The following is a 22,261-nucleotide window of genomic DNA, read 5'->3' as shown; positions in this document are numbered from 1 at the left end:
CCGTTCACCCGTACACGAACACCACGAAGGAGAAAGGCATGGCATCGATCCTGACGGTCCGCCCCTTCGCCGGCGCGCGGCGCGCCGCGGTCCTCTGCGCGCTCGGGACGGCGCTGGCCGTCGCCCCGCCGTCACCGGGGGCTTCCGCGAGCGACCCCAAACCCAGGGACGCCGGGACGGAGGCGAAGGACGCCGGCCCGGAGGCGAAGGACGAGAAGCCGGAGACGAAGGCCGTGGCCGGGGACGCCCCCAGCCTCAGCATCGACATCGACAACGGCCGGACCTCCGTCGAGGAGGGCGACCGGCTCACCTACGTCGTCACCGTCCGCAACACCGGGACCTCCCGCGTGCGCGGGCTGGACCTCACCCAGAGCCTGCCGCCCGGCCTGACGTTCGTCTCGGCCGACGGCCACGGCACGGCCACGAAGGAGAGGGTCCGCTGGACCGCCGACGTCCCGGCGGGCAAGGCGGTCACCTTCCGCACCGTCGCGGAGGTCGGAGCCACACCGGAGGACCTCCTGCGCCTGGCCAGCATCGCCTGCGCGAGCACCGAGGGAAGCGACAGGCCGATCGTCTGTGCCACCCACTCCGATCAGCTGCCCGCCGGCGCGGCGGCGGCCGAGGCCGCGCACGTGACGGCCCATCCCGTGACGAGCCGCCTGTGGTACGTGGCCGGCGGCGCCGGTCTGCTGGCCCTGGTGCTGGTCGTCCTGCCGGTCGTGCGCCGGGGCAGAGGCCGCCGCCGTCTGCGGAGATCCTCCGAGCGGCAGCCCGGGTGAGGGCCGGCCGCACCGGGCCGCACCGGGCCGCACCGGGCCGCACCGGGCCGCACCGGGCGGCCCGGAAACGGCCGGTTCGCCCGGGCACACCCCTCGGCGGGGACGTGCCCGGCACCCGGGAGGACCTACTCGTCGCCGGTGAGGGAGAAGCTCCGCAGGCGCCGGCCCGCCCACAGGACCGCGCCGACGGTGACGACGGCCAGCGCGGTCGCGGCGAAGCCGACAGTGATCTCGGTGGAGAAGAACGCCGAGGACGACATCTGGTCGGCGACCGTCTGGGCCCACTGCTGGATGGAGAACCGGCGGGCGCCGGGCACGAAGTTGCCGACCACGCCCTCCCAGACCAGGGCGTAGACGATGCCGATCGTCACCGCGTGCCGGGTCAGCACGCCCAGCAGCATGAACACCGCGGCGTAGGCGATCCCGCCGACCAGGGAGCCGAGCGCGAAACCGGCGGCGATCCCGGCCTCGCCGCCCACCAGCAGGTAGGCCGCGACGAAGGTCGGCACGGTGCCGAACAGCGCGAGCAGGGAGGCCGCGACCACGAACTTGGTCTGCGCGATCACCGGCCGGGAGATCGGCTTGGAGAGCAGGTGGATGATCGTGCCGTCGTCGATCTCGGGCGCGATCACCCCGGTCCCCGCGATCAGGCCCAGCAGCGGGAGCATGGTGCCGATGGCGAAGGTCTGCATGAGCGTGACCGCGCCACGCTCGTCGCCGGCGCCGAGGACGCGCAGCAGGACGGCCATGGCGATCAGCGCCACGGGCAGCATGATCAGCAACCAGATCCGGCGGCGGCCCAGGAGGGCCCGGTAGGAGAGTCCGGCGATGACACCGTTCATGGTCAGCTGCTCCTGTTGATCAGGTAGGAGAAGACGCTCTCCAGGTCTTCGTCGGAAGGGGAGACCTGCCAGAGGCGTACGCCCGCGTCCTTGGCGACCCTGGGCAGCAGCCGGGTGAAGCGCCGGAAGTCGACGGCCTGCACCTCCAGGCCCGCCTCGGTCAGCGACACCGCGCCCGAGGAGGCGTCGGCGATCAGCGCGGACGCCAGGCGTCGGTCGTCGCTGGAGCGGACCCGGAACAGGTGTGGCCGGTCGGTCATCCGGCGGCGGATCTCCCGGAAGTCGCCGGAGGCGGCGTGACGGCCGGCCACCAGCACCTCGATGTGCTGGGCGACCCGCTCGACCTCCTCCAGGATGTGGGAGCTGAACAGGATGGTCTTGCCCGCGGTGCCCATGGCGCGGACCAGGTCCATCAGGTGCAGGCGCTGGCGCGGGTCCATGCCGTTGAAGGGCTCGTCGAGCAGCAGGACCTGCGGGTCGTGCACCAGGGCCGAGGCCACCTTGACGCGCTGGCGCATGCCCTTGGAGTACGTCTCGATCCTGCGGTCCTTGGCGCCCTCCATCTCCACCAGGGCGAGCGCCTTGCGGGCGGCGTCCTCGGGGTCGGGCAGGCGGTGCAGCCGGGCGCTGGAGAGCACGAACTGCCAGCCGGTGAGGAAGCCGTAGACGGCCTCCCGCTCGGGGACCAGGCCGATGGAGCGGTAGATCTCGTGGTTGCGCCAGATCGGGGAGCCGTCCAGCGTGGCGGTGCCGCCCGAGGGGGCCAGGAACCCGGCCATCATGTGCAGCAGCGTGGACTTGCCCGCCCCGTTGGGGCCGAGCAGGCCGGTGACGCCGGGACCGATGGTCATGGTGATGTCGTTGACGGCGACCACGTTGCCGTACCAGCGGGAGACCTGGGCCAGTTCGATGTTCATCGGGCGGCCGCCTTCCGGTAGCGCGCGATCAGGGCCGTCACCGACAGCGCGATCAGCACGAGCACGAGCGCTCCGGCGGCCAGGGTCCCGGCACCGGAGGGGTAGATGACGCTGGAGGCCGGCGTGGCGTCGAAGATCCCGACATGCACGGCGGCGTCGACCAGGAAGAACGGGTTGATCAGCCACGCCCAGGCGGCCGTGGCGTCGTCGCCCATCGACTCCAGCGTCGCGTACAGCACGGTCGAGACCGCGGAGGCGAGCAGGTAGAAGGCGATGATCGAGGCGACCCCCAGACCCCGCCGGGGGGTGAACGAGGCGATGGCCACGCCCAGGCAGGCCAGCAGCACCGCGTAGACGACCGCCCCGGCCATGCTCGTGAGGTACTCGACGGTGTGCGTGTCCCCGGGCAGGTCGATGATCACCTCACCGACGAACAGCAGGGTGAGGGGCAGGGCCAGCAGCAGGAACATGGCCGCCGTCATCGCCGCGAGCTTCGCCCCGACGTAGTTCCACAGCGTCACCGGGCGCGACAGGTAGAGCGGCAGCACCCGGAAGCGAAGGTCCGGCGCGACCGCGTACGGCGACTGCGAGGCCAGGAAGATCGCGAGCACAGCCTGCATGACCACCGCGTACTCGGTGTAGCGCATCCCCTCCTGCTTGATCAACGCCATGATCGCGATGGAGACCACCGCGGGCAGGAACATGACGCCCACCAGCAGGAACGGGATGATCTTCGAGCGGGCGGTGCGGCCGAGCCCGAAGACCCCGCGCAGGGTGTGCACGGTCAGCGCGGCGGTGGCGTGACCACGGCCGAGACGCGCCCCCTCGTAGTGGCGGTATCCGATGTCGTGGATGACACCCGTTGGCTCAGACACTGGCGGGCTCCCTGAAGACGTCCTCGATGCGCTGGCGGCCCTGTTCCACGCGGATCAGGGAGAGGTCGAGCTCGCAGACGGCGTCGCGGAGCGTGTCGAAGGTCTCCGGGGCGCGGACGTGGACGAGCAGCAGCCTGCCGTGCGCGGTGACGGTCTCGCCGAGCTCGGTCAGCCGGGCCGCCAGCGCGTCCTGGCCCTCCTCCACCTCGACGGTCACGGTCTGGGTCTGCTGGGTGAACTCGCCGATGGCCGAGGAGCGCAGCAGCTTGCCGCCGTCGATCACGATGACGTGGTCGCAGACCCGCTCCAGCTCGCCCAGCAGGTGCGAGGTGACGAGCACGCTGATGCCGAACTCGGAGCCGATCCTGCGGATCAGCGCGAGCATCTCGTCGCGGCCGGCCGGGTCGAGGCCGTTGGTGGGCTCGTCCAGCAGGACGAGGCGGGGGTCGTGCACCAGGGCCTGGGCCAGCTTGACGCGCTGCTTCATGCCGGTGGAGTAGCCGCCCATCGCCCGGTAGCGCTCCTCGTACAGCCCCACGTGGCGCAGGACGTCGGCGGCGCGCTCGCGGGCCGCGGTGCGCGGCAGGCCGGACATCTGGGCCATGTGAACGGTGAACTCGGTTGCCGACAGGTCGGGCGGGAGGCAGTCGTGCTCGGGCATGTAACCCACGACCCGGCGGATCTCGTCGCCCTTGGTCGTCACGTCCATGCCCAGCACCTGGGCGCCGCCCTCGCTGGGGTCGAGCAGCCCGAGGAGGATCTTGATCAGCGTCGATTTGCCCGCGCCGTTGGCGCCGACCAGGCCGGTCACGCCGGGGCCGACGGTGACGGTGAGCCGGTCGAGTGCCGTCACCCGGGGGAAACGTCTGGTCAGTCCCTCGGTGGCGAGGATAGTCATGGTCGGACCTTATCGGCCGGGATGGGAGGTGCACCTCGGCCATACGAACGAGTCGCCTCGTCCGTAAGATCGGTTTTCGGCCGCCGAGCAGGCCCGGGACAGGACCCGGGGCGGGACCGGGGCGGGACCGGGGGCCGGCCGGAACCGGAGGGTCGCAGGCCCGGGGCGGGACCGAGGGGGCGGCCGTCAGCCGGGACCGGGGCGGGCCGGGAGGCGGCGCATGCCGAACCGGGACCAGTAGGCCTTCTGGATCAGCAGCGTCGTCACGCCGGAGATGACCATGCCCGCGATGTTCACCCCGAGCTGGAGGACGGAGCCGCCCATGTCGCCCCAGAGGGAGAGCGCGGCGGCGACCGCGAAGTAGCCGGCGGCGGGGACCGTGGTGACCGAGATGAAGACGCCGACCAGGGCCGAGGACTTGCCCGCGGTGACCGACAGCACCCCGGCCGCCCCGGCGAGCAGCGCCACGATGAACGACCACCGGTCGGGCTTGACGATGAACTCGATCTCCTCGTGCCCGTTCAGCGAGTCGACGCCGATCCAGCCGAGCCAGCGCGCGACCAGCGCGCAGGCCAAGGTGATCGCCAGGGCGGTGGCGAAGCCCAGGACCAGGGTGCGGAGCGCGCGGCCGATCAGGTGGCGGTCGACGCGGATCAGGCCGAAGCAGATCGCCGCGATCGGCCCGAACTCCGGCCCCATCACCATCCCCCCGATGATGAGGATCGGCGAGTTGACGATCACGCCGATGGCGGCGAGCAGCGTGGCGATCGTCAGGAACACCAAAAAGGCCCAGGTGAGCTGGATGTCCTCCTCCACCCGCTGGGCGAACTCGGCCCAGACCACGGCGTCGTCCCCGTCGCCGGGGGCCTCCTCCTGGGCGCGGTCGGCCACCTCGGAGATGGACAGGTCGATCTGCTCGGCCGCGATCGACCCCTCCGCGTGCAGGCCGAGCTCCTGCAGCCGGTCGATCACCTCGTTGGCCGACTCCCTGGCGATGTCGAACTGCACGAGGTCACCGGCGGGGGAGCGCGCGGCGCCGGGGAACACGACGATGTTGACGACGCCGACGCACCCGTCGAGCACCTCCAGCACCCCGCCGGACAGCTCCGCCGGACTGATCACGCGTAGATGCAACACGGGCCAACCCTAGGACAGCGGCCTGTACACGCGGACGCGGTCGAGGCTCTGGTCGTCCAGGCGCACGGTCTCGACCTCGGCCCGCAGGCAGCGTGGCCGTGGGGCCGGGCACGGGCCCCGGCGGGTCAGACGCGGCGGAGGGTGACCCGCCTGATCGAGTGGTCGGCGCCCTTGTGCAGCACCAGGTCGGCCCGGCCCCGGGTGGGGGAGATGTTCTCGACGAGGTTGCGCTCGTTGATGTCGCGCCAGACGTTCCTGGCGAAGTCGGTCGCCTCCTCCTCCGACAGGTCGGCGAGGTACCTGAAGTAGGACTTGGGGTCCTCGAAGGCCGTCCGCCGCAGCTCGTGGAAGCGGCCCACGTACCAGTCGCGGATGTGCTCGACCTTGGCGTCCACGTAGATCGAGAAATCGAAGAAGTCGTTGATGGCGAGCGCGGTGGGCGGGGCGGGCTGGAGCACGTTGAGGCCCTCGACGATGAGGATGTCGGGGCGGCGCACGGTCTGGACCGCGCCGGCGACGATGTCGTACTCCAGGTGGCTGTAGACCGGGGCGGTGACCTCGGGCAGGCCCGCCTTGACGTCGGCGACGAACCTGACCAGGGCCCGGCGGTCGTAGCTCTCGGGGAAGCCCTTGCGGTGCATGATCTCGCGGGCGGCGAGGACCTCGTTGGGGAACAGGAAGCTGTCGGTGGTGATCAGGTCCACCCGGGGGTGCTCGGGCCAGCGGGCCAGCAGGGTGTGCAACAGCCTGGCCGTGGTCGACTTGCCGACCGCGACGCTGCCGGCGATGCCCAGCACGTACGGGGCCTCGCGCCGGCCGCCGCCCAGGAAGGTGTTCAGCGCCGCGCTGCGCTGCCTGGCACCGGTGAAGTGCAGGTTGAGCAGGCGGGTGAGCGGCAGGTAGATGTCGGTGACCTCGGCCAGGTCGATCGGGTCGTCGACCCCGCGCAGCTCCTCTAGCTCCTCCTCGGTGAGCGTGAGCGGCGTGTTCCTGCGCAGCTCGCTCCACTGGGCTCGGCTCAGCTGAACGTACGGGGTCGCGATGTCCGGACCGTTGGCCATGGTGCAAGAGCCTACTGATCGCGCGGGGGCACGTCCCGGCCGGGGCGCCGGGCGGGATTCTTGGGCTGCGCTGGGGGTTCTCCATAGGTGAGCCGGCCGATCTCTCAAGGAAGGGGGGTGGCCATGTGCGGGATCGTGGGATACACCGGACGGCGGCAGGCGATCGAGGTCGCGGTCGAGGGGCTGGGACGGCTGGAGTACCGGGGGTACGACTCGGCGGGGGTGGCCCTGGCAGGACCGGACGGCCTGGTCGTGGAGAAACGCGCGGGCAAGCTGGCCAACCTCCGCTCGGCGCTGCTCGCCCGGCCCGCGCCGCCGGCCACGGCCGGGATCGGGCACACCCGCTGGGCCACGCACGGGGCCCCGACCGACCGTAACGCCCATCCGCACACCGACTGCACCGGGCGGATCGCGGTCATCCACAACGGGATCATCGAGAACTTCGCCGTGCTGCGGGCCGAGCTGGAGGACGCGGGTCACCCGCTCGTCTCCGAGACCGACACCGAGGTGGTGGCGCACCTGCTGGAGGAGTTCGCGGCCGGCGGCCTGGCCGAGGCGATGCGCCGGGTCTGCCTGCGCCTTCAGGGGGCGTTCACGCTGCTGGCGGTCTCGGCCGACGAGCCCGAGGTGGTGGTCGGGGCGCGGCGCAACTCGCCGCTGGTGGTCGGCAGGGGGGAGGGGGAGAACTTCCTCGGCTCGGACGTGGCGGCGTTCATCGCCTACACGCGCGAGGCGGTGGAGCTGGGGCAGGACCAGGTGGTCGAGCTGTGCCCCTCGAAGATCACGGTCGTCGACTTCAACGGCATGCCGGCCGAGACGCGCGACTACCACGTGGGGTGGGACGCCACGGCCGCCGAGAAGGACGGCTACGACCACTTCATGCTCAAGGAGATCGCCGAGCAGCCGCGGGCCGTCGCCGACACGCTGCTCGGCAGGGTCGGGCCGGACGGGAGGCTGGTGCTGGACGAGATGCGGCTCTCGGACCAGGAGCTGCGGGACATCAACAAGATCATATTGGTGGCCTGCGGGACCTCCTACCACGCCGGGCTCATCGCGAAGTACGCCATCGAGCACTGGGCCGGGTTGCCCTGCGAGGTCGAGGTGGCCAGCGAGTTCCGCTACCGCGACCCGATCCTCGACCGCGACACGCTGGTGATCGTGATCAGTCAGTCCGGCGAGACCATGGACACCCTCATGGCCGTGCGGCACGCCCGCGGGCAGCGCTCCCGGGTCCTGGCGATCTGCAACGTGAACGGTTCCACGATCTCCCGCGAGTCCGACGCCGTCCTCTACACGCACGCGGGCCCGGAGGTCGCGGTGGCCTCCACCAAGGCGTACCTGACCCAGCTCGTCGCCTGCTACCTGGTGGCGCTCTACCTCGCGCAGGTACGGGGGACGAGGTTCGGCGACGAGATCACCCAGATCGTCGACCGGCTGGCGCAGTTGCCGACCAAGGTGAGCGAGGTGCTGGCGACCGTCGAGCCGGTCCGCGCGCTGGCCAGGTCACTGGCCGGCGAGCGGTGCGTGCTGTTCCTGGGGCGGCACGTGGGCTTCCCGGTCGCGCTGGAGGGGGCGCTCAAGCTCAAGGAACTGGCCTACATGCACGCCGAGGGCTTCGCCGCGGGCGAGCTCAAGCACGGCCCGATCGCGCTGATCGACGCCGGGCTGCCGGTGGTGGTCGTGGTCCCCTCCCCGACCGGGCAGCGGGTCATCCACGACAAGATCGTGTCCAACATCCAGGAGATCCGTGCCCGGGGCGCCAGGACCCTGGTGATCGCGGAGGAGGGCGACCTCGCGGTCGAGCGGTACGCCGACACGCTGATCCACATCCCGGCGGTGCCGACCCTGCTCCAGCCGGTCGTCGCCACGGTGCCGCTCCAGGTCTTCGCCTGCGAGCTGGCCACGGCCAAGGGGCACGACGTCGACCAGCCCCGCAACCTCGCCAAGTCGGTCACGGTGGAGTGAGCCGGCGCCCGCGCGGCCGTCCACGGTCCGTGGCGGCCGCGGAGGCGCTCGCGACAACGGGACATTCACGCCGTCAGGGGACGTCCAACATGATGAAAGACGTTCACCGCTCCAGGGGACATCCGGCGCCGAAGAGCACACAGTCATCAAAGCTGGCAAAAGACGCAGATGTGACTAATGCGACAGAAGGGGAGCGACAGAAGGGGAAAAACGGCAGAGGAGGCGGCGTTTGCCTTTCTGGATGATTAATTATTCATAAACGACCTATAGCGGTCTTCCGGAACAGATTAACGTTGCGTGAACATATCTGATCCAAGGGAGCCACAGATGGATCGTCGCCGTTTCCTCGCCCGGAGCACCGCACTGGCGGCGATCGGGGTGGCGGGGCCCTTCGCCGGAGTCGCACGCGCGGGACGGAGCGGGCAGGTCCGCCCCGGGAGCGGCTACGGGCCGCTGGCGCCGGTCGCGGACGCGCGGGACGGCGTCGTCCGGATCCACCTGCCCTCCGGTTTCCACTACCGCTCCTTCAGCGTCGCCGGCGACAGGTTCTCCGACGGGTCGATCGTCCCCTCGCGGCACGACGGCATGGCCGCCTTCCGCGGGTCCGGCACCAGCGCGATCCTGGTCCGCAACCACGAGGTCAACGGGCCGGTCGGCGCGTTCGGCGACCCGTCCAAGGCCTACGACCCGGCGGCCGGCGGTGGCACCTCCACGCTCCGGGTCAGCCGCTACGGCGAGGTGCTCACCTCCGCGCCCAGCCTGACCGGCACCCAGATGAACTGCTCGGGCGGGCCGATGCCCTGGGGCGCCTGGGTGAGCTGCGAGGAGACCGTCAACGGGCCGGACGTGGGCAACGACCACACCGGCCAGGACAACAGCAAGCTCACCCAGAAGCACGGCTACATCTTCGAGGTCCCGATCGACGGCCGCGGCCGCGTGCCGATCAGGAGCGCCGGGCGGTTCGCCCACGAGTCGGTCGCGTTCGACCCGCTCACCGGCGCGCTCTACCTCACCGAGGACGACTTCCTCTACCCGTCGGGCTTCTACCGCTACCTGCCGCCGAGGAACCCCCTGGCCGCCGGCCGCATCCTGGACGGGGGAAGGCTGCAGATGCTGGCCGTGCAGGGCGCCCCGGGCAAGGACCTCTCGCTCGGCCAGCCCGCCGGGGCCTCCTACGCGACCACCTGGGTGGACATCGACGACCCCGACCCCACCTTCACCGGCCCCACCAGCTACGAGACGGCCATGCTGGCCGTCTCCACCCAGGGCAGGGCCAAGGGGGCGGCGCTCTTCTCCCGGCTTGAGGGGGCGGTCAACCACCACGGCACGGTCTACTTCGTCTCCACCCAGGGCGGCGCGACCGCGCCCGGAGACACCCCGCCCGACGGCTTCGGCAAGGGACGCGGCCAGGTGTGGGCGTACGAGACGTGGAGCGGCCGGCTCAAGCTCGTCTACGAGTCGCCGGGCTCGGTCACCCTGGACCTGCCCGACAACGTCACCGTCAGCCCCCGGGGCACCCTGGTGCTGTGCGAGGACGGCTCCGACGGCAACTACCTGCGCGGCCTCACCGGCAGCGGTGAGATCTTTGACTTCGCCCGGATGGTCCCGGTCGACGGTGACTCCGGTGCCGAGTTCGCCGGCTCGACCTTCGGCCCCGGAGGCCACACCCTCTACGTCAACGCCCAGGCCTCCAAGGGCATGAGCTTCGCCATCTGGGGCCCCTGGCAGCGCGGCGGCTTCTGACCGCGGGCCGGTTCACCGGGGGAGCGGCCGCGGTCCCCCGGTGAGCGGACCGCGGTCCCCCGGTGAGCGGACCGTGGTCCACCGGGGGAGCGGGCCGTTTCCCCGAAAGGGGAGTCTCACCAGGGGAGCGGGCCGTCCTCGTCGCTGAACGTGCCGGTCGGGCCGCCGGCGTCGAGGGTCGCCATCCGTACGGCCACCGCCGCGCCCCGGGCGGCCGTACGGCTCCCGGTGCGGCCGGTCAGGTCGGTGGCGCAGTGTCCGGGATCGACGGCGTCGACCAGGATCCCGGACGCCCCCGGCTCGTTGGCGTAGAGCACGGTGATCGCGTTGAGCGCGCCCTTGGCGGAGTCGGCCGGCGTCGCCCGGTCGGCGTCGATGCCGCCCCCGGCGGTGTCACGAGCCCGGCCGCCTCTTCTAGCCTGGGATGGTGATCATCGGTATCGGCGTCGACGTCGTGGACGTGGCCAGGTTCGCGGCGACGCTGGCGCGCACGCCCGCGCTGCGGGCACGCCTGTTCACCGCGGCCGAGGGCGCGCTGGCCACGGAGTCGCTGGCGGCCAGGTTCGCCGCCAAGGAGGCCGTCGCCAAGGCTCTGGGCGCGCCTCCCGGGCTGGCGCACCTGGACGCGGAGGTCCTGCGCGGGGAGCACGGCCGGCCCGAGCTGCGGGTGACCGGCCGGGTCGCCGACGTCGCCCGCGCCCTGGGCGTGGTCCGATGGCACGTCTCGCTGACCCACGACGGGGGCGTCGCCGTCGCCTACGTGATCGCCGAGGGATAGATTCGGTGGAATGCGGACCGCGTACACCTCCGACCAGATCAGGGCGGCCGAGGCCGCGCTGATGGCGACCCTGCCCGAGGGGGCCCTGATGGAGAGGGCCGCCGCCGGGCTGGCGGTGGTCTGCGCCAGGATGCTCGGCGCCGTGTACGGCTCCCGCGTCGCGCTGCTCGTCGGCGGCGGCGACAACGGCGGGGACGCGCTCTACGCCGGGGCGCGCCTGGCGGCCCGGGGGGCCCGCGTCGAGGCGGTCGCGGCCGGCACGCGCGTCCACACCGCGGGCCTGGAGGCCCTGCGCCGCGCGGGCGGCAGGGTCGTCGACCCCGAGGGCGCGGCGGCCCGCGCGGTGCTCGCCGCGGCGGACCTGATCGTGGACGGGATGGTCGGCATCGGCGGCGGCGGGGCGCTGCGGGAGCCGTACGCGACCCTCGCCCGGCTGGCGGGCGAGGCGCCCGGCGAGGTCGTCGCGGTGGACGTGCCCAGCGGGGTGGACGCGAGCAGCGGCCGGGTGGAGGGCGCCGCGGTCCTCGCCGACGCCACCGTCACCTTCGGCGCCTGGAAGACCGGGCTGCTCGTCGACCCCGGCCACGGGTACGCCGGCCGCACCGAGCTCGTCGACATCGGGCTCGGCCCCCACCTGCCCGACCCCGACGCGACCGCGCCGGACGACGCCGACGTGGCGGCCCTGCTGCCCAGGCCCGGTGCCGCCTCCGACAAGTACCGCCGGGGCGTCGTCGGGATCGCGGCCGGCAGCGAGAGCTACACCGGCGCCGCGGTGCTGGCCGTGGGCGGGGCCCTGCGGGGCGGTACGGGCATGGTCCGCTACGCCGGGACCGCCGAGCCGGTGGCCCAGGTGCGGGCCCGCTGGCCCGAGGCCGTGATCACCACGCTCGTCCCCGGCGAGGGCGTGGAACGGGTCGGCCGCGTCCAGGCCTGGGTGCTCGGCCCGGGGCTCGGCACCGGTGACGAGGCGCACGCCGTGGCCCGCTCGGTGCTGGCGAGCGACGTGCCGGTGCTCGTCGACGCCGACGGGCTGACGCTGCTGGCCGCCGACAGGTCGCTGCTCCACCGCCCCGCGCCCGTCCTGCTCACCCCGCACGCGGGCGAGCTGTCCCGTCTGCTGGACGTGCCGCGCGACCGGATCGAGGCGTGCCGCCTGGAGAACGTACGGCGGGCCGCGACGGAGCTGGGCGTGACCGTGCTCCTCAAGGGCTCCACCACACTCGTCGCCCAGGAGGGGCGGCCGGTCGGCGTCAATCCCACGGGCAGTCCCTGGCTGGCCACCGGCGGCACCGGCGACGTGCTGGCCGGGCTGGCGGGCGCCCTGCTGGCCGCCGGGCTGGACGCCTACGACGCCGCCTCGGCCGCGGCCTACCTGCACGGGATCGCGGGGCGCAACGGCCCCCTGGCCGCCGCCGACGTCGCCCAGGCCCTGCCCCAGGCGGCTCGTGGCCTGGTCAACGGGCCTCGAAGGGCCGCGCCACCTGCCAGACTGAGGCGATGAGCTTCTCGACGACCCCCGCAGAGGCACGGGTGGATCTCTCGGCGATCCGCGAGAACCTGGCGCTGCTCGCGGGCCACGCCTCCGGTGCCGAGATCATGGTGGCGGTCAAGGCCGACGCCTACGGGCACGGCCTGGTCCCGGTGGCGCGGGCCTGCCTGGAGGGCGGGGCCGGGCGGCTGGGCACCGCCTTCGTCCGCGAGGCCCTGGCGCTGCGGGCCGCGGGCGTCACCGCGCCGATCCTGGCGTGGATCATCCCTCCGGGGGAGCCGCTGGAGGAGGCCGTCGGCCAGGACGTCGAGCTGTCGGCGTCCAATCCGGCGACGGTCGACGCGATCGCCGACGCCGCCGCCGCGGCCGGGCGGCGGGCCCGGGTGCACCTCAAGGCCGACACCGGCGCCTCCCGCGGCGGCGCGCCGGCGCGGGACTGGCCCGCGCTCCTGGACCGGGCGCTGGCCCGGCGGGCCGAGGGCACGATCGAGATCGCCGGACTCTGGTCCCACCTCGCCTGCGCGGACGTCCCGGGGCACCCGTCCGTGGCGGGCCAGCTCGCCGCCTTCGACGAGGCGCTGGGGATCGCGGAGAAGGCGGGCGCCGGCGGGTCGCACGTGATCAGGCACATCGCCAACTCGGCGGCGATCCTGACGCTGCCGAAGGCCCGCTACGACATGGTCCGCCCCGGGATCGCGGCCTACGGGCTGAGCCCGGTGCCCGAGCTGGGGGACTTCGGGCTCCGTCCCGCGATGACGCTCGTGGCGCGGATCGCGCTGGTGAAACGGGTGCCCGCCGAGTCCGGTGTGTCCTATGGACATCTCTATGTTACGGATAGGGAAACCACGCTTGGTCTCGTCCCGCTCGGGTATGCGGACGGGGTCCTGCGGCACGCCACCAACCGGGCGGAGGTGCTGGCGGGGGGCCGCAGGCGGCGGATCGCCGGCCGGGTCTGCATGGACCAGTTCATGATCGATGTGGGAGACGATCCGCTGGCGGAGGGCGACGAGGTGATCCTGTTCGGTGACGGTTCGCACGGCGAGCCGACCCTCCAGGAATGGGCGGATTCCCTCGGCACGATCACGCATGAGATCGTGACCGGAATCGGTCCGCGGGTCCCGCGCGTTCACCGGTGAAGGGCATTCCAGGGGGGCTCATGAGTACGACCAGACGGCGCAGGGCCGGTGTCGCGGGCGCGATCGTCGGCGCGGCGTCCGCCGGGGTGGCCGCGGCGGCCCTCGTCAAGCGGTACGCCGTCGGCCGCATCAGGCTCCGCCCCGACCTGGAGGCGAGCGAGCCGCTCGGCGAGCTGCGCGGCCGCCCCACCATGATCTCCGCCTCCGACGGGGTCCCCCTGTACGCCGAGGTCGACGGCCCCGAGGACGCGCCGCTGACCGTGGTCCTCTGCCACGGATACACGCTCAACCTCGACTCCTGGCACTACCAGCGACGCGACCTGCGCGACTCCTACCGGCTGGTGCTGTGGGACCAGCGCTCCCACGGCCGCTCGCCGCGCGTGCCGACCGAGGACAGCTCGATCGACCGGCTCGGCGACGACCTCGCCGAGATCATCGAGACGCTGGTGCCCGGCCCCTGCGTGCTCGTGGGCCACTCCATGGGCGGTATGACGATCATGGCGTTGGCCGACCGGCACCCCGGGCTGTTCGGCGACCGGATCAGGGGCGTCGCGCTGATCTCCACCTCGCCCGGACGGCTCGGTGAGATCTCCCTGGGCCTGCCCGCGCTGGTGGCGAAGGCGGTGCACAGGGTCACGCCGGGCGCGGTGTCGATCCTGAGGCGCGGCGGCACCCTGGTGGACAAGAGCCGCCAGGTCGGCAACGACGTGGCCTTCCTGGCGCTGCGCCACCTCGGGTTCGCCGACCCCAAGAACGTCAGCCCCACGCTCGTCGACTTCGTGGAGTCGATGATCCGCTCCACCCCGTTCGAGGTGATCGCCGAGTTCTACCCGGCGCTGGTCTCGCACGACAAGATGAACGCGCTGGGTGTGCTGAACGGCGTGCCCACCGCCATCATGGTCGGTGAACAGGACTGGCTGACACCGGTCGAGCACAGCAGGGAGATGGCCAAAGCCCTGCCGGAGGCCCGCTTCACCGAGGTTCCCGGCAGCTCGCACCTGATCCAGCTGGAACGGCCGACCGCCGTCAACGACGCGCTGCGCGACCTGCTCAAGCGGGCCGCCGTGACCGGCGGAGGCGACGGGGAGGGCGGTGCCGTGACCGGCGGGGTCAAGGACACCGGCGGGGACACCGACGGTGACGGCGACGGGTAGCTGTGCCGGGGGATGCCGGGGGACGCCGGGTGACGCCGGATGACAGGGACGACGGGCATGACAGGGAGTGACGGGCAGTGAGAGACGTGGCGACCGCCGAGGAGATGCGGGAGCTGGGCGAGGAACTGGCGGCGCTGCTACGGCCGGGGGACCTGGCCGTGCTGTCCGGCCCGCTGGGAGCGGGCAAGACGACCCTGGTGCAGGGGATCGCCGCCGGGCTCGACGTCCGCGGCCCGATCACCTCGCCCACCTTCGTGATCGCCCGGGTACACCCCTCGCTCTCCGACGGCCCGCCGCTGGTCCACGTCGACGCCTACCGCCTCGGCGGCGACCTGGAGGTCGACGACCTCGACCTGGACGCCTCGCTGGAGGAGTCGGTGACCGTGGTGGAGTGGGGCGAGGGGCTGGTGGAGGGGCTGGCCGAGGACCGGCTGGAGATCGTCATCGGCCGGGGCGCCTCCGAGCGGGCGGGCGAGGGGCGTACCGTCGAGCTCCGCGGCGTCGGCGCGCGCTGGAGGGGCGTCATCTGAATCCCCTACGGGGACGGGGAAACCCTGGCACGCTGGCACTACTCCCCATCGGTCTAGATCGTCTGGCCTGGTGATCGACTGTTGCGGGTTTGCCCATGTTTAATGGGGAACAGGTGGGTCATCGTGCCGGGCGAGGGTCGTCGGCCGGAGGGCGAAACGGAGTTCGACGGTGCCAAGCGTCAAGCGTGTCGCGATTGCAGGAGCCATCGTCCTTTTCGGGATGACCGGAGCCGGATGCACGGCCGAGGCCACCTCCGGGGACAGCCCGACGGGTACGCCCACCCCCACCCGGCCTGACTTCGGCATCAGCCGTCAGGACATCGAGGTCCAGCTCCAGCCGGCCCGCGCCAAGGCCGGTCAGAAGGTATGGATCCTGGCGAACTGCCCGATCCCGCAGGGAGGACCCGAGCACCGCGGTACCGCCTCCTCCCGGATCTTCCGCACCCCGGTGACCCTCGACCCGATCCTGGCGACGCCCACCCCGGACCCCGCGTCCACCGCGACCCCGACGCCGCGCCCCTGGGTGCGCGGCCAGGCCACCGTCGCCGCGGGCACCGCCGTGGGCGTCTACGAGATCAACGCCAGGTGCGAGGGGACCAACGACACGGGCACGACCAACCTGCGGATCGTGGCCGACACCGAGCCGAGCTCCACGCCCACCTCCAGGCCCACCAGGACGATCATCAGCACCGAGGGGCCGGGCACGGGCGGCGGCGGCACCGCTGCCGGAGGTCCCGCGGATTCGGGCGCCCCGATCGGCACGACCGGCGTGCTGCTCGCCGTGGCCCTGGCGGGCGGCATCGGCGTCGCGGTCGTACGTCGCCGCCGCTCGTAGTCCCCGATGGCAGATTCCACCCGCTGGTCCAGGATCGTCCTGGCCGGGGTCATCACCGGGATCGTCATGGTCGCGGTCAACGGCAGGGGCGAGGAGGAGGAGGAGCCGCCCGCCCGCGCCTCGGTCGCGCCCAGTCGCATCGACATCCCGTCCCTGGGCATCAAGGCGCCCCTGATGAAGCTCGGCGTGACCGACGGCCGGGTCGAGCTGCCGCCGTACGAGAAGCCGAACGTCGCGGGCTGGGTCAAGGACAGCGTGGTCCCCGGCGACAAGGGGCCCGCGGTGATCCTGGGACACGTGGACACCAAGACCGCGCCCGCCGTCTTCTACCGGCTCAAGGACATGCGGCAGGGGCAGGTCATCAAGGTGGTGCGGAGCGACGGCAAGGTCGCCCAGTACCGGGTGGACACGATCGAGCAGATCGGCAAGAACCGCTTCCCCGCCGACAAGGTCTACCTGGAGGACGGTCTGCGGCTCATCACCTGCGGCGGGACCTTCGACTGGGACGAGAACGAGTACGAGGACAACCTCATCGTCTACGCCACCCTGGTCGAGACCTGAGCCGTCGCGGGACGACGGGTTCGGCTCCGTGGCGGGACGGGGGAGAGGCGGGCCCTCGCGGAACGGACCACGAGCCCTCGCGGGACCGGAAGACCCGCTCCCCGGCGGGGCGGGGAGACATGAGCCCTCGCGGAACGGACTAGGCTGACTCTCCGTGCTGGTCCTGGCCTTTGACACCGCCACCCCCGCCGTCACCGCAGCGCTGCACGACGGCGAGAGGGTCCTTGCCGAGTCGACCACGGTCGACGCGCGCCGCCACGGCGAACTGCTCGTGCCCACGATCGAGACGGTCCTGCGGGAGGCCGGGGTCTCGCTCGGCGACGTCACCGCCGTCGTCGCGGGCTCCGGGCCCGGTCCCTACACCGGCCTGCGGGTCGGCCTGGTGACCGCCCAGGCCCTGGCGACGTCGCTCGGCGTCCCGGCGTACGGGGTGTGCACGCTCGACGCGCTGGCCTACGGAAGCGGTCTGGACGCGCCGTTCCTGGTGGCCACCGACGCCCGGCGCAAGGAGGTGTTCTGGGGCCACTACGCCGACGCGCGCACCCGGCTGTCGGGTCCCGCGGTGGACCGGCCCCACGACCTGCCCGGGGAGCTCCCGCTGGTCGGCGCGGGAGCGCGGATGTACGCCGAGGTCCTCGGTGCCTCCCGGCTGGTGGACGCGCCGGAGTACCCGTACGCCGGCGCGCTGGCCGCGCTGGCCGCCGCCGCGCTCACCGGGCCGGGCCTCACCGGACCGGGTGCCGCCGAGCCGGGCGATCACCCCGTGCTGGGGCCGCCCCTGCCGATCTACCTGCGCCGTCCCGACGCCCGGGTGCCCTCGCCACCCAAGAAGGTCTCCACGTGACCGCGACGCTGCGCGTCATGACCGCGGACGACCTGCCCGCGGTCCTGGAGATCGAGCGCGCGACCTTCCCGGCCGACGCCTGGAGCGAGGGCATGCTCCGCGGCGAGCTGGACGACCAGCCCAGGACCAGGCACTACGTGGTGGCCGTGGCCGACGGCGTGATCGTCGGATACGCGGGGCTCGCCGCGGCGGGCGACCAGGCCGACGTCCAGACCATCGCGGTGCTGGCCGGGTGGCGGCGAAGGGGCGTCGGCGGCGCCCTGCTGACCGAGCTGCTGGCCGAGGCCGCGCGCCGGGACGCCGTCTCGGTCTTCCTGGAGGTGCGCGCGGACAACCCGGACGCGCAGGCGGTCTACCAAAGATTCGGGTTCGAGCGGATCGGCCTGCGCCGCCGTTACTACGAGGACGGCACTGACGCGATCATGATGAGGAAGGATCTCCATGGGTGACGAACCGGTGGTCCTGGGCATCGAGACCTCCTGCGACGAGACGGGCGTGGGCATCGTCCGGGGGCACACCATGCTGGCCAACGCCATCGCCTCCAGCGTCGAGCAGCACGCCCGCTTCGGCGGGGTGGTGCCCGAGGTCGCCTCCAGGGCCCATCTGGAGGCGATGACCCCGACCGTGGAGCGGGCGCTGGAGAAGGCCGGGCTGCGCCTGGCCGACATCGACGCGATCGCGGTCACCGCCGGGCCCGGCCTGTCCGGGGCGCTGCTCGTGGGCGTCGCCGCCGCCAAGGCGTACTCGCTGGGCCTGGGCGTGCCGCTGTACGGGGTCAACCACCTGGCCGCCCACGTCGCGGTGGACCAGTTGGAGCACGGCGCCCTGCCCAAGCCGAGCATCGCCATGCTGGTCTCGGGCGGGCACTCCTCCCTGCTGCTGGTGCCCGACGTCGCCAGGGAGGTCGTCTCGCTGGGCTCCACCGTGGACGACGCCGCGGGCGAGGCGTTCGACAAGGTGGCCCGGGTGCTCGGCCTGCCGTTCCCCGGCGGGCCCCACATCGACCGGGCGGCCCGCGAGGGTTCCGGGAGCGCCATCGCCTTCCCCCGCGGCAAGTACGAGGACGGGACGCTCGACTTCTCCTTCTCCGGCCTGAAGACCGCGGTGGCCCGGTGGGTCGAGGCCAGGCAGAGGGCCGGGGAGCCGGTCCACGTGCCCGACGTGGCGGCCTCGTTCCAGGAGGCGGTCGTGGACGTGCTGACCCGCAAGGCCCTGCGCGCGTGCGCCGAGCACGGCGTCCAGGACCTGCTGATCGGCGGCGGTGTCGCGGCCAACTCCCGGCTGCGGGCGCTGGCGCGGGAGCGCTGCGACGCGGCGGGCGTCCGGCTCAGGGTCCCCAGCCCCGGGCTGTGCACCGACAACGGGGCCATGGTGGCGGCCCTGGGGTCGGATCTGGTGGCGGCCGGCGTCGCGCCGTCGCTCCTGGACATCCCCGCCGACTCCTCGCTGCCCGTCACCACCGTCCACGTCTGACGCCTCCGCGCCGTCCCCCGCCGTCCCCGCGCCGGCCGTCCCGTCCCCGTCCCCGTCCCGGTTCCCGTTCCGACCCGTCCCCGGCGCCGTTCCCGCCGCCGTCCGGCGGTCGTCACCGGCCGCACCGCCCGGCGGGGGCCTACGCCGACACCGGGTGCAGGGACAGCAGCGGGTAGTCGGTGTAACCCCGGTGGTCGCCGCCGAAGGCCGTGGCGAAGTCGGCCTCGTTGAGCTCGGCGCCGAGCCGCAGCCGGAGCGGCAGGTCGGGGTTGGCCAGGAACGAGGAGCCCAGCGAGACCAGGTCGGCGCCGCGCTCCAGGGAGTGCGCGATCCTGTCGGACGGGTCGGCGATCGACGGGGTGTTGAGGATGAGGGCGTTCGGCCACCCCTTGCGGATCTCCTGGTCGAGCTCGTCGGAGGCGCCGCCCACCAGGTGCAGGTAGACCAGGTCGAGCGCGGCGAGCTCGGCCACCAGCGCCGGGTAGACCTCGTGCGCGTCGTCCTCGACCAGGTCGCCGGTGCCGGTGCCGGGGGAGAGGCGGATGCCGACCCTGGAGGCGCCGATCCGGTCGACGACCGCCCGCGCGGTCTCCACGGCGAAGCGGATCCTGTCGTCCACCGACGACCGGCCGAAGCGGTCCTCGCGCAGGTTGGCGTTCTGCGACAGGAACTGGTGGATGAGGTAGCCGTTGGCGCCGTGCAGCTCGATCCCGTCGAATCCGGCCTCGATCGCGCGGGCGGCGGCGTCCGCGAAGTCCTGGACGGTCGCCTCGACCTCGGCGGTGGTCAGCTCGATCGGGGTGAGGTGGTCCTGCATGCCCGCGGGCGTGAAGATCTGCCCCGCCGGCCGTACGGCGGAGGGGCCGACCGGCACGGCGCCGGTGTTGTCGGGGTGGCCGATCCGGCCGGAGTGCATGATCTGGGCGAAGATCCGGCCGCCGGCCGCGTGGACGGCGTCGGTGACCTCCCGCCACCCGGCCACCTGCTCGTCGGTGTGCAGGCCGGGGGTGTTCATGTAGCCCTTGCCGGCCTGGCTGGGCTGCACCCCCTCGGTGACGATCAGGCCGGCGGAGGCCCGCTGGGCGTAGTAGAGGGCGGTCAGCGAGGACGGCACGCCGTCGACGTAGGCGCGTGAGCGGGTCATCGGGGCCATCACCAGCCGGTTGGGGAGCCGGAGGTCGCCGAGCGTGAACGATGAGAAAGGCATGACGTTTCCCTTCTTGGCCGACCAACTTGGCCAGCCAATGGTCATTTCTACAACTTGGCCGGCCAACATGCAAGGGGTAGTCTCGGCGGGGACGGAAAGGACCCGGACATGACGGAGCCGCGGATCGACACGGTGTACGAGACGGGCGGGAGCTGCGAGGACGCGGGCGGGGAGTGCGGCGACGAGGCGGAGAGCCTCAACTGCCTGATGGTCGTCACCGGCCGCGACCACCGCGTCCTGCTCGCGAACCTCCTCGCGGAGATCGACCTGTACCCCGGTCAGGAACGCGTGCTGGGTGCGCTGGGGGAGCACGGTCCCCGGTCGCAGAACGCGCTGGCCAGGATCGTCGGCGTCGACGTGTCCACGATGACCAAGACGCTCCAGCGCCTGGAGCGCAGCGGGTTCGTCAGCCGCAGCCCCTGCCCCGGCAACCGGCGGATCAGCATGGTCGAGCTCACACCCGCCGGGCGCGCGCTCCTGCCCGAGGTGGACCGGGTCATGGCCGAGCTGCACCAGCGGATGACCCGGGGGCTGAGCGACGAGCAGGTCGAGCAGCTCTCGTCCCTGCTCAAGACGGTCAAGGGCAACCTCTGCCGCGAGACGTACGCCCCGGAACGCTCAGCCCTTGTCGGTTCTCACCGGGCGCAGTAAAGCCTCGGCCAGCGCCAGCATGGTCTCCTCCAGGGCGCCCAGGCGGCGGGTCAGGTCGGCGTGCGCGGGCTCCACGGTCTCGCTCAGCACCGCCGAGAGCTGGGCGCGGTCGGGGCGGGCGCGGACCATCTCGACCAGCGGGGTCAGCGCGGCCTCGGCGCGCCTGGCGCGCTCGTCCAGGGCGTCGAAGCGCTCCCGCTGCTCGGTGGCCTGGGCGCCGATGAGCACGTCCAGGCCGAGGATCGCCGGCAGGAAGCCGACGCGCTCGTCCAGGCTCTCCAGGCGTTCGGCGGACTTCTCCGCGTGGCCGTCCAGGGTGGACAGGCGGGAGTCGATGACGTCCATCCGCCCGGTGACCCGGCCCTCGATGTCGTCGAGGCGCTCCTCCAGGGTGTCGAAGCGCCCGCCGGCCGCCGTCCGGTGGCCGTCCAGGCGGTCGATCCGGTTCTCGAGGGCCGCGGTCCGCTCGTCGATCCTGGGCGCGATCTGATCGACCCTGCCGCTCACCTGGTCGATCTTGGCGTTGACCTGGCCGACCGCGGCCAGCATCCGGTCGGTGGCGGCGCCCAGGGCCTGCTGGAGGCTCGCCGACGCCTCCAGCATCCCCGCCTCGACGCGCCCGGTGCGCTGGGCCAGGTCGGCCAGCGCCCGGTCCAGGCGGGTGAACCTGTGCGCCGCGACGCCCATGTCGGCCTGGAGCCGGGCCAGGTGCTCGGCCAGCGCGCGCACCTGCTCGTCGACGCCCTGGGTGCCGTCCGAGAGCGCGCGCAGGCGGGCGAGGGCCTCCTCCACGCCCTCGCCCATGGCGCCCAGATCGGTCCACAGGCCCGGCAGCTCCCCGACGCCCGAGACGCGGTCGCGCACCGCGTCGACACGCCGGCCGACGGCGTCGACGTGGTCGCGGACCGCCTCGACGTGCTGTGCCAGGCCCTCGGCCCAGACGGGCGGCCGGGCGGTGATCTCGTCCAGGCGCCCGTTGACGGATTCGAGGGTGCCGTTCAGCCCGCCGATCTCGCGTTCCCTGACCTCGCGCAGGAGCCACTCCATGCCCTCCAGGCGCTGCCGGATCTCGTCGAGCACGGCTCCCTGGGTCCGCTGCTCGTAGACGTGGTCCTGGGCCGCCCGGGCGAGGAGCTCGCGCATCCGGTCGGAGATGGCGGTCTGGCTGCCCGCCTGGAGCAGGGCGTGGTCGGAGTGATCCACCGAGAACTCCTTCACTCGCCGACGGTCGGCCGCGCGGTGGTATGTGGTCAGTTTGCGAGGAACGATGTGGAACGGTGTGAACGCCAATAAATACCGAGAAGTGCCGACAAACGTTGATGAACGTGATGGAACCACGGGCGGGAGAGAACTCCCGCCTGGAAACCTTAGCCGCTGGGCCGACGT

General features: G+C 72.7%; 23 protein-coding genes. 14 read left to right on the top strand and 9 right to left on the bottom strand.

Translation table 11 applies throughout. From position 1 onward, the window contains the following. Positions 1 to 38 precede the first annotated feature (38 nt). The gene (locus AB0G16_RS04065; RefSeq protein WP_362798239.1) at positions 39 to 779 is read left to right on the top strand and encodes a hypothetical protein; all 741 of its coding nucleotides are present in this window, start codon (positions 39 to 41) and stop codon (positions 777 to 779) included. Between the two features lie 125 nt (positions 780 to 904). Here the strand turns inward: AB0G16_RS04065 and AB0G16_RS04060 are convergent, their stop codons facing one another. From AB0G16_RS04060 to coaA, 6 genes are all read right to left on the bottom strand, one after another. Then, a complete protein-coding gene (locus AB0G16_RS04060) occupies positions 905 to 1,621 on the bottom strand; it encodes an ABC transporter permease subunit (RefSeq protein ID WP_362798236.1) in 717 nt (238 codons plus the stop codon). Between the two features lie 2 nt (positions 1,622 to 1,623). Then, positions 1,624 to 2,538, bottom strand: coding sequence for an ABC transporter ATP-binding protein (locus AB0G16_RS04055; protein ID WP_362798233.1), 915 nt, complete (start codon positions 2,536 to 2,538; stop codon positions 1,624 to 1,626). Then, a complete protein-coding gene (locus tag AB0G16_RS04050; protein WP_362798231.1) occupies positions 2,535 to 3,413 on the bottom strand; it encodes an ABC transporter permease in 879 nt (292 codons plus the stop codon). The genes AB0G16_RS04055 and AB0G16_RS04050 overlap by 4 nt, the downstream gene beginning before the upstream one ends. After that, complete coding sequence (locus AB0G16_RS04045; protein WP_362798228.1) at positions 3,406 to 4,311, bottom strand: ABC transporter ATP-binding protein; 906 nt, start codon at positions 4,309 to 4,311, stop codon at positions 3,406 to 3,408. The genes AB0G16_RS04050 and AB0G16_RS04045 overlap by 8 nt, the downstream gene beginning before the upstream one ends. 186 nt (positions 4,312 to 4,497) lie before the next feature. Then, a complete protein-coding gene (locus AB0G16_RS04040) occupies positions 4,498 to 5,448 on the bottom strand; it encodes a DUF389 domain-containing protein (protein ID WP_362798225.1) in 951 nt (316 codons plus the stop codon). Between the two features lie 125 nt (positions 5,449 to 5,573). Further along, entirely contained in the window at positions 5,574 to 6,509 is a 936-nt protein-coding gene (gene coaA / locus AB0G16_RS04035; protein WP_362798222.1) for a type I pantothenate kinase, read from the bottom strand. A gap of 123 nt (positions 6,510 to 6,632) precedes the next feature. On the opposite strand from coaA, the gene glmS reads away from it, so the two are divergent. Together glmS and AB0G16_RS04025 are read left to right on the top strand one after the other, a co-directional pair. After that, positions 6,633 to 8,474 (top strand): glutamine--fructose-6-phosphate transaminase (isomerizing), encoded by a 1,842-nt coding sequence (glmS, locus tag AB0G16_RS04030; RefSeq protein ID WP_362798219.1) that lies wholly within the window; start codon positions 6,633 to 6,635, stop codon positions 8,472 to 8,474. A gap of 327 nt (positions 8,475 to 8,801) precedes the next feature. Next, positions 8,802 to 10,217: an alkaline phosphatase PhoX gene (locus tag AB0G16_RS04025; RefSeq protein WP_362798216.1), complete on the top strand. Its 1,416-nt coding sequence runs from the start codon at positions 8,802 to 8,804 to the stop codon at positions 10,215 to 10,217. Between the two features lie 116 nt (positions 10,218 to 10,333). On the opposite strand, the gene AB0G16_RS04020 is transcribed toward AB0G16_RS04025, so the two are convergent. Then, complete coding sequence (locus AB0G16_RS04020) at positions 10,334 to 10,534, bottom strand: hypothetical protein (RefSeq protein WP_362798213.1); 201 nt, start codon at positions 10,532 to 10,534, stop codon at positions 10,334 to 10,336. A gap of 107 nt (positions 10,535 to 10,641) precedes the next feature. On the opposite strand from AB0G16_RS04020, the gene AB0G16_RS04015 reads away from it, so the two are divergent. The 10 genes from AB0G16_RS04015 to tsaD all read left to right on the top strand — a co-directional run bounded on the left by AB0G16_RS04015 (position 10,642) and on the right by tsaD (position 19,017). Next, a complete protein-coding gene (locus AB0G16_RS04015; RefSeq protein WP_362798210.1) occupies positions 10,642 to 10,995 on the top strand; it encodes a holo-ACP synthase in 354 nt (117 codons plus the stop codon). A gap of 10 nt (positions 10,996 to 11,005) precedes the next feature. Further along, complete coding sequence (locus tag AB0G16_RS04010; RefSeq protein WP_362798207.1) at positions 11,006 to 12,496, top strand: NAD(P)H-hydrate dehydratase; 1,491 nt, start codon at positions 11,006 to 11,008, stop codon at positions 12,494 to 12,496. Next, positions 12,493 to 13,620, top strand: coding sequence for an alanine racemase (gene alr, locus AB0G16_RS04005; protein WP_362798203.1), 1,128 nt, complete (start codon positions 12,493 to 12,495; stop codon positions 13,618 to 13,620). The genes AB0G16_RS04010 and alr overlap by 4 nt, the downstream gene beginning before the upstream one ends. A gap of 20 nt (positions 13,621 to 13,640) precedes the next feature. Further along, a complete protein-coding gene (locus tag AB0G16_RS04000) occupies positions 13,641 to 14,774 on the top strand; it encodes an alpha/beta hydrolase (protein ID WP_362798200.1) in 1,134 nt (377 codons plus the stop codon). A gap of 104 nt (positions 14,775 to 14,878) precedes the next feature. Beyond that, positions 14,879 to 15,304 carry a tRNA (adenosine(37)-N6)-threonylcarbamoyltransferase complex ATPase subunit type 1 TsaE gene (gene tsaE / locus AB0G16_RS03995; protein ID WP_362798291.1) on the top strand — a complete coding sequence of 142 codons (426 nt, stop codon included), beginning with the start codon at positions 14,879 to 14,881 and terminating at the stop codon, positions 15,302 to 15,304. A gap of 220 nt (positions 15,305 to 15,524) precedes the next feature. Further along, on the top strand, positions 15,525 to 16,139 hold the full coding sequence (locus AB0G16_RS03990; RefSeq protein WP_362798198.1) for a hypothetical protein: 615 nt from the start codon (positions 15,525 to 15,527) through the stop codon (positions 16,137 to 16,139). A 6-nt stretch (positions 16,140 to 16,145) separates the two neighbouring features. Next, complete coding sequence (locus AB0G16_RS03985) at positions 16,146 to 16,700, top strand: class F sortase (protein WP_362798195.1); 555 nt, start codon at positions 16,146 to 16,148, stop codon at positions 16,698 to 16,700. A 154-nt stretch (positions 16,701 to 16,854) separates the two neighbouring features. Then, positions 16,855 to 17,544, top strand: a complete 690-nt coding sequence (tsaB, locus tag AB0G16_RS03980) for a tRNA (adenosine(37)-N6)-threonylcarbamoyltransferase complex dimerization subunit type 1 TsaB (protein WP_362798192.1) — start codon at positions 16,855 to 16,857, stop codon at positions 17,542 to 17,544. 17 nt (positions 17,545 to 17,561) lie between these two features. Continuing rightward, positions 17,562 to 17,993, top strand: coding sequence for a ribosomal protein S18-alanine N-acetyltransferase (gene rimI, locus AB0G16_RS03975; RefSeq protein ID WP_362798288.1), 432 nt, complete (start codon positions 17,562 to 17,564; stop codon positions 17,991 to 17,993). Next, positions 17,986 to 19,017, top strand: a complete 1,032-nt coding sequence (tsaD, locus tag AB0G16_RS03970) for a tRNA (adenosine(37)-N6)-threonylcarbamoyltransferase complex transferase subunit TsaD (RefSeq protein ID WP_362798189.1) — start codon at positions 17,986 to 17,988, stop codon at positions 19,015 to 19,017. Before rimI ends, tsaD begins: the two co-directional genes overlap by 8 nt. 139 nt (positions 19,018 to 19,156) lie before the next feature. Here tsaD and AB0G16_RS03965 read toward each other — a convergent pair whose 3' ends face one another. Beyond that, entirely contained in the window at positions 19,157 to 20,224 is a 1,068-nt protein-coding gene (locus tag AB0G16_RS03965; RefSeq protein WP_362798186.1) for an alkene reductase, read from the bottom strand. A gap of 108 nt (positions 20,225 to 20,332) precedes the next feature. Here AB0G16_RS03965 and AB0G16_RS03960 point away from each other — a divergent pair, with 108 nt between their 5' ends. Then, a complete protein-coding gene (locus tag AB0G16_RS03960; RefSeq protein WP_362798183.1) occupies positions 20,333 to 20,875 on the top strand; it encodes a MarR family transcriptional regulator in 543 nt (180 codons plus the stop codon). Here AB0G16_RS03960 and AB0G16_RS03955 read toward each other — a convergent pair. Then, positions 20,843 to 22,078: a hypothetical protein gene (locus AB0G16_RS03955; RefSeq protein ID WP_362798180.1), complete on the bottom strand. Its 1,236-nt coding sequence runs from the start codon at positions 22,076 to 22,078 to the stop codon at positions 20,843 to 20,845. The two genes, AB0G16_RS03960 and AB0G16_RS03955, sit on opposite strands and share 33 nt — an antisense overlap. Between the last annotated feature and the right edge of the window lie 183 nt (positions 22,079 to 22,261).

The sequence above is a fragment of the Streptosporangium sp. NPDC023615 genome (assembly GCF_040640155.1).
In the GTDB taxonomy this organism is placed as follows: domain Bacteria; phylum Actinomycetota; class Actinomycetes; order Streptosporangiales; family Streptosporangiaceae; genus Streptosporangium.
Note: the sequence above shows the minus strand (reverse complement) of the source record. Positions and strands in the feature narration are given on the sequence as shown.